Raw genomic sequence first — 6,374 nt, 5'->3', positions numbered from 1 at the left:
CCCACCGCCCCCGCCGCTGGCGCCCCGGGAACGCGAGAACCTGCGGGTCCCGCACTCCGCCTCCGGCCGCTACACCGTCGTGCGCGGCGAGGCCCCCGCCAGGCCCGGCCGGGGCAAGGTGATCCGGTACCTGGTCGAGGTGGAGGACGGGCTGCCGTTCGACCCGCGTTCGTTCGCCGACGAGGTGCACCGGACGCTCAACGACATCCGCGGCTGGGGCCGCTTCCGCCGCGTGGACCGCCCGCCGGTGCGGCTGCGCGTCTCCCTGTCCAGCCCCCGCCTGACCGACCGCGAGTGCAAGCCGATGCGCACCGGCGGCGAGCTGTCCTGCTGGAACGGCCGCCGCTCGGTCATCAACGCCCTGCGCTGGGCGAAGGGCGTCCGGCAGTACGGCGGCGACCTCGACGCCTACCGCCACTACGTGATCAGCCACGAGGTCGGTCACGGCCTCGGGCACCGCCACCGCCCCTGCCCGGGGCCCGGCCGCCTGGCCCCGGTCATGACGCAGCAGTCGAAGTCGCTGGGCCGCTGCCGCCCGAACCCGTGGCCCTTCCCCCACCGCCGCCCCGGCGACGACAACCCATGACGGAGGCGCCGGAACGGGCAGCGGACCCGCCTGAGGGGCCGGGCCGGCACGGAGCACCGCATCGGCCCGGCCGGCGCCGCGGTCAGCGGAGGGGCACCTGGGAGGCGGCCGTGCCGCCGCCGTCGTGTGCCTGCCACCCCGCCACCACCGTCGCCCGATCGCCCACGGCGCGGGTCAGCGGCACCTCCACGGTCGTCGTCCCCCGGCGGGACACGGTGACGACGCGGCTGCCCGCCGTGCCCTGCGCGTCGCGGACGAACAGGTGCGCCCGCCCGGGCGCGGCGGCGCGCACCCTCACCTCCACCGTGTCGCCGGCGACCGTGGCCGAGACGGCCTCACCCGTCCGCGCGGGCCCGGCCGCGGGGCCGGTCGGCGGCACGTGGACCCGTACCGCCTGCTCCAGCGACTGCGGCGAGTCCAGGCTGGACAGCGCGGTGTCCGGGATCACCGGCTCCGGCGGCGTCTCGGGCCGGTCGGCCGGCGGCCGGTAGCCGGTCAGCGTGGCCACCCCCCACCGGTACGGATCACCCTGCAGCCCGCCCCACGTCGACCATCCGATCCTGGTCTGGCCGGTCTTGTCCTGGGTGTCGGAGTCGTACACGAGGATGTTCAGCCCGAGCCGATCCGGGTCGACGGCCCCGGGCAGGACCTCCATCGGGATCGCCATCTCCACCACGTACGAGCCGCCGGACACCGTCGAGGCGACCCGCATCCCGGGCGCCGTCTCCTCGCCCGGCCCCTGCCGGTTGTCGGCGTCGCGCAGGTGACACGGCGGGCCCTCGGCCGTCACCGGCAGCACCGCCGCCTTGAACGTCGTGGACGTGTTCTCGGAGGAGCCGCGCGGGTCGACGGCCACCTCGACGGAGTCGGTGCGCCAGTGGCGCTTGCAGTCGGAGGCGTCCAGGCGCGTGCCCGGCACGTCGTCCCTGACGTGCACGACGAGGAAGAGCGTGTCGTCGTGCCAGGCGACCTTGGCCGTGCCGGAGCAGTCGGCGGCCGAGGAGCACGCGCTGCCCTCCCACAGCCGGGAGAGGTCCAGGGCGGGCCCGGCGTACTCGCCCTCGGCCTCCCGGCCGTCCACGGCGGGCGCGGCGGCGGCCTCGGGCACGGTCGCCGCGGGCACCAGCTCCAGGGCGGGCCGGCTGCTGCTCGTGCCGTCCCCGCTGGTGACGGTGAGCGTGTAGGCGTAGTCGCCGCCCTCGTTGGACGTCTTCAGCGACGGGTCGGAGTTCGTCACCGTGAACGGCACCGTCGTCTCCGCCCCCGGGGCGAGATCGCGGTACGGCGCCTCGGCGCGGTCGGCGGTGAACCCGGCGGGCAGCTCCAGCCGGACGACACCGGACTGGGCGTCGTCGCTGACGTTCGTGACCACGACGCCGATCTCGCGGCTGCCGCCCGAGGGCAGCGTGAGCACCGGCGTGACCAGGCCGCGCAGCTGCGCGACGCCCACGTCGGCCGTCCACTCCTCGTACTGGGCGACCTGGGGGAGCGGCTGCTGCGCCGCCCGTACGGCGGGGCTGACCTCGACCTGCCGGTCGGTGTAGCCGCCTCCCCGCTCGGTGGTGAGCGCCGCCCCGATCCTGGCCCGCCCGGTGGCCCCCTCCGGCGGCGTCACCGTGAACGAGGACGACCCGGTACGCCCGGCGGCGAGCCGTCCGAGGTCACGGGACTCCTGCGCGGCCCGCCAGCCCTCCGGCAGGCGCAGCGTGACCGACGACCGGCCGAGCGGCTCGCGCGGCGGCGCCGTCACGCTCACCTCGACCTCGAACGGTGTGCCCGGCCGCACGTCGAAGGCGTCCGCCGCGAGGGTGAGCCGGGTGCCGAGCGGGACCGTGCCGTCCGGCCTGGTGAGCGAGCCGTCGAGGATCGCGGTCGGCGCGGCGGCCGCCGGGGTGCCCGGCTCGGGGAACGGCACCCGCGCGTCCACCTGCGTGAAGAAGTCGCAGCCGAGCCGCGCCGGGTCGGCCGGCACGTCGGGGAAGGACGCCCAACCTTGGGAGGCGTACGTGCGCTGCGCCTCGCGCTCCACGGCCGCCCACGTCGTGCCCCGGCTCGCCGAGGCGCGCCCGCTCCAGACGCCGAAGACGTTCTGCGCCGGGTTGTCCGGCCGGAAGGTCGCGGCGCAGTCGGGCCCGGTCTGCGAGGCGCCGCGCGCGCCGCCGGTGAGCACCCGGGCGGGCGCGAACGGCTTCAGCCCCTCCCGGCTGATCTGCTCGGGGAACGCCTTCGGGTCGGCGGCCGCGTAGAACGCGGCGACGGCCAGCCGGGCCGCCTCCTGGTGGTTGCCGTGGTTGCCCGGCGTGGGCGCCGGGTCCATGGTCAGCAGGATCTCGGGCCTGGTCTGGCGGACGACCCGGACCACCTTCTCCAGCGTGTCGCCGCCCCACACCTGGTCGGTCAGCGGCGCGCTCACCGTGTAGTAGAAGTCGACGTCGTCCAGGTTGAACACCTCGGTCACACCGGCCTTGCCGACGGCCGCCCGCTCCTCGGCCTCGCGCAGCAGGCCGAGCGCCGGGCCCTCCTCCGGGCCGACCGCGTTGCCGCCGCCCTCGCCGCGCGTGACCGTGATCACGCCGGTGCGCACGCCGTGCTCCTCGTTCCACTGGCCGAGCGTGGACAGCGTGGACGCCTCGTCGTCGGGATGGGCGCCGACGAACAGCGCGTCGAGGTCGACCGGCGCGGCGCGCCCGCCCGCGGGCTCGTCGGCGGCGGCGGGGACGGCCGGCAGGCCGGCGAGCGCGACCGCCGCGCCCGCCAGGACCGCCGCCGCTCGTCTTCTTGCCCGTGTTCTGGTACGCATCCAACCTCCGGGTGGTTACTCGCGGACCGCCCCCTGGAGCAGCCCGCGGACGAAGTGACGCTGGAGGAACAGGTAGAAGATCACGACCGGCGTCGCCACGATGACGGAGCCGGCCGCGAGCAGGGTGAAGCCGGAGGTGTACTGCCCCTGGAAGAAGGCCAGCCCCAGCGGCGCGGTGCGCAGCGACTCCTTGGTCACCATGATCAGCGGGATGAGGAACTCGTTCCACGTCCACATGAAGACCAGCACGGTCAGCGTGACGACGGCGGGACGGGCCGGCGGCAGCAGCACCTGCCACAGGATGCGCCAGCTCGACGCCCCGTCGATGCGCGCCGCCTCCACGATCGCCCGGTTCGAGGCCAGGAAGTAGGCCCGCATCCAGAACGTGCCGAACGCCACCGACAGCGCCACCTGCGGCAGCGAGATCGCCCAGAACGTGTCGGTCAGCCCCAGGGAGCGCAGGTCGAAGTAGAGCGGCACCGCGATGGCCTCGCTCGGCATCATGATCCCGAGCATGAACAGGTAGAACAGCGCTGTCCGGCCGCGGAAGCGCATCGTGCCGAAGGCGTACCCGCTCATGATCGACAACACCACGCTGACGACCACGACGAACGCCGACACCGCCAGGCTGGTGCGCAGGTACGTGCCGAACCGGCCGATCTCCCACGCCGCCGCGAAGTTCGCCGGCCCGGCCGTGCCGCCGGCGTCGGCGGGGCCCAGCGCGGCCGACAGGATGACGACGATCGGGTAGAGCGCGAACGCCGCGAACACCGTCAGGATGACGTAGTTGGCCGCCCGCTCGGCGCGCGAGATCACGAGACCCTCCTGTCGGCGAACCGGTTGATCCCGAACGAGATCGCGAAGATGACCACGGTGAGCGTGACCCCGACGGCCGCGGCCGAGCCGACCTGGCCGAGCCCGAAGGCCCGGTGGTAGACCTCGTACGACGGCACCGTCGTCGAGGTGCCGGGGCCGCCGCGCGTGGTGACGTACACCAGGTCGAAGGTGCGCAACGCGGCGATCACCGTCAGCGTCAGCGCGACCGCGATCTCGCCGCGCACCGACGGCAGCGTGACCGCGAAGAACTCCCGCACCGGGCCCGCGCCGTCCAGCCGCGCCGCCTCGTACAACTCCGGCGGGATGCGGCTCATCCCGGCCAGCAGCAGCACCGTCACCAGCCCGGTCTCGAACCAGGTGCCGACCACGCCGACCGCGGGCAGCGCGAAGGTGTAGTCGCCCAGCCAGCCACGGGTCAGCCCGTCGAGGCCGAGCGCGCTCAGCAGGCCGTTGAGCGAGCCGTCGGGGGCGTACACCCGCCGCCACGCCACCGCGACCACGACCATGGCGATCACCTGTGGCAGGAACACGACCGTGCGGAAGAAGCCGAGGCCGCGCACCTTGGCGTGGTGCAGGATCGCGGCCAGCGCCAGGCCGATGACCAGCGGCCCGAGCGCGTAGAACACGATCAGCACGAGCGCGTGCCCGAACGCCGCCCGCAGCCCCTCGTCGGCGACGATGGCCACGTAGTTGTCCAGGCCCGCCCAGGTGCCGAGGGTCAGGCCGTCCCAGTCGTACAGCGAGATCTGCACGGCGCGCCCGATCGGGTAGAGCAGGAACACCGCGTAGATCACGAACGCCGGCAGCAGGTACAGGTAGGCGACGCGGCGGGGCTCTCCCGGAGGGCCGGCCGCGCGTGGCTTGGAGCTCAACCGTTGCTCTCGGCGAACGTCTTGTAGTCCTCCTCCAGGGTGCCGAGGAAGTCCTGCGGGGTCGCCTTCCCGGCGAGCAGGTCCTGCAGCGCCGCGCCCAGCGTGTCGGCGAACGTCGGGGTGGCGTAGTCGAGGTACGGCACGAGCCCGTTCTCCGCGCTCGCCGTGCCGAACGCGGTGAAGACGTCCTTCTGCGGCCCGTCGGGCACGCTCTGGTCGGCGGTGTCGGCGACCGGCAGGTTGCCGGTGTCGGTGAGCACCTTCATCGCGTCGGCGCTGGTGATGAAGTCGATGTACGCCGCCGCCGCGTCCGGGTGCGGGCTCTTGGCGGTGATCGCGAACGGCAGCCCCGTGCCCCCGGTCGCCACCGGCGGCGCGTCGGCCGCGGCGCCCGGCGGCAGCATGAAGCCCAGGTCGTCGCCGAGCGCCTTCTGCAGGTCGGCCAGCAGCCAGGTGCCGGCGATCAGGAAGACGCCCCGCCCCTTGCCGAACGCCTGCCAGGCCGCGTCGTAGCCCTGCCCGTTGAAGCCGTCGGCGAAGTAGCCCTTCTCGACCCAGCTCACCAGCTGCTCGGCGGCCTGGGTGTTCTCCGGGGTGTTCCACGTGGCGCCCTTGCGGCCGAAGGCGAGCGTGCTGATCTGCTCGGCCGGGACGACGCGGCTCTGCACGGTGCCGAACACGTGGACGGCCGGCCACTTGTCGAGGTTGCCGAACTGCAGCGGCACCTCGCCCTCCGCCTTGGCGGTGGCCAGCGCCGTCTCGAAGTCGGACCAGGTCTTCGGCAGCTGGATGCCGAGCTCCGTCAGCTTGGCGCGGTTGTAGAAGAGGCCGACGACCTCGCCGACCTGCGGCAGGCCGTACAGGTTGCCCTCGCCGAACAGCTTGCCGTCGGCGCTGTAGCGCGAGTAGCGCAGCACCGATTCGGGGTAGCGCTCCTTCCACCCGTACGCCTCGGCGTAGGCGTCCAGCGGGCGCAGCTGACCGGCCTTGACGAACGCGCCCATCGACGAGCGGCCGTTGTTGGCCTCCACCACGTCAGGGGGTTCGTTGCCGCTGAGCGCCAGCCGCAGCGTGGTGTTGAGGTCGTCGAACGAGCGGGACACCCGGTTGAGCTTGATGTTGGGGTACTTCTCCTGGAACGCCTTGTTCAGCTGCTCCATCTGGGCGGCCTGGCCGCCGCGCACCTCCTGGTCCCAGACGGTGAGCGTGACGTCGCCCAGCGCGGCGGCGTCGGTGCGCACGGCGGAGGCGCTCGGCTGCGCCGAGGGGGAGGCGGGCG

General features: G+C 74.0%; 5 protein-coding genes. 1 reads left to right on the top strand and 4 read right to left on the bottom strand.

The genetic code is table 11. The features are described 5' to 3' along the window. Positions 1 to 586: DUF3152 domain-containing protein (locus tag C1J01_RS45195; RefSeq protein ID WP_235855095.1), on the top strand; the 586-nt coding region annotated here is incomplete at its 5' end. An 82-nt stretch (positions 587 to 668) separates the two neighbouring features. Here the strand turns inward: C1J01_RS45195 and C1J01_RS45190 are convergent. The 4 genes from C1J01_RS45190 to C1J01_RS45175 all read right to left on the bottom strand — a co-directional run. Then, a complete protein-coding gene (locus C1J01_RS45190; protein WP_111185167.1) occupies positions 669 to 3,386 on the bottom strand; it encodes a sugar-binding protein in 2,718 nt (905 codons plus the stop codon). 15 nt (positions 3,387 to 3,401) lie between these two features. Beyond that, complete coding sequence (locus C1J01_RS45185) at positions 3,402 to 4,202, bottom strand: carbohydrate ABC transporter permease (protein WP_111185166.1); 801 nt, start codon at positions 4,200 to 4,202, stop codon at positions 3,402 to 3,404. Further along, a complete protein-coding gene (locus tag C1J01_RS45180; RefSeq protein WP_111185165.1) occupies positions 4,199 to 5,095 on the bottom strand; it encodes a carbohydrate ABC transporter permease in 897 nt (298 codons plus the stop codon). The genes C1J01_RS45185 and C1J01_RS45180 overlap by 4 nt, the downstream gene beginning before the upstream one ends. Beyond that, positions 5,092 to 6,374 (bottom strand): extracellular solute-binding protein (locus C1J01_RS45175; protein ID WP_111185164.1); only part of this gene is annotated, 1,283 nt, incomplete at its 5' end. The genes C1J01_RS45175 and C1J01_RS45180, both read right to left, overlap by 4 nt.

Source organism: Nonomuraea aridisoli (genome assembly GCF_003236395.1).
Classification (GTDB): Bacteria; Actinomycetota; Actinomycetes; order Streptosporangiales; family Streptosporangiaceae; genus Nonomuraea; species Nonomuraea aridisoli.
This window is presented reverse-complemented; position numbering and strand designations above follow the sequence as displayed.